Origin of the sequence: Nonomuraea sp. NPDC048916, from assembly GCF_040649575.1 — a bacterium.
Classification (GTDB): domain Bacteria; phylum Actinomycetota; class Actinomycetes; order Streptosporangiales; family Streptosporangiaceae; genus Nonomuraea.
Genome location: NZ_JBEZFS010000334.1, coordinates 1 through 350, shown reverse-complemented (window position 1 = coordinate 350; position 350 = coordinate 1). Strand labels below are relative to the sequence as shown.

Sequence of the window (350 nt, the reverse complement as noted above, 5' to 3'; positions counted from 1 at the left end):
ACTCCGACTTCGCGACTGCCGAGTTCGGCGAAGGGGTCTTCAGCAAGGGCGGCGAACGCCAGCTCGTAACCGCAGTACGTCGCCTCCTGAGCTGCTCCCACATGCCCCGTGTCGCAGCGATATTCGGGGCGGGCGTCGACGTGGCCCAGGCACCAATCCGGTTCGGCCGTAGTGACGTCGCCGTGGTCCAACGTGGAGACGGTGACCATTCTCGACTCGGACTCGCCCATACGCTTTCCTTGCTCTACTTGTCGAACAGATCGATCTGGCCGGCCACCGGCCGCATCACTCACCGAGGCCCTGCTCGTCACGCCAGGAGAGCCGGACGCACGACGGTTCGGGCTCTTTCG

Annotated in this window: 1 protein-coding gene; it reads right to left on the bottom strand. The window is 65.1% G+C overall.

Annotated elements, in window-relative coordinates:
• A partial coding sequence (locus tag AB0C16_RS41105) for a hypothetical protein (RefSeq protein WP_357691662.1) occupies positions 1-230 on the bottom strand: 230 nt, incomplete at its 3' end.
• Positions 231-350 lie beyond the last annotated feature (120 nt).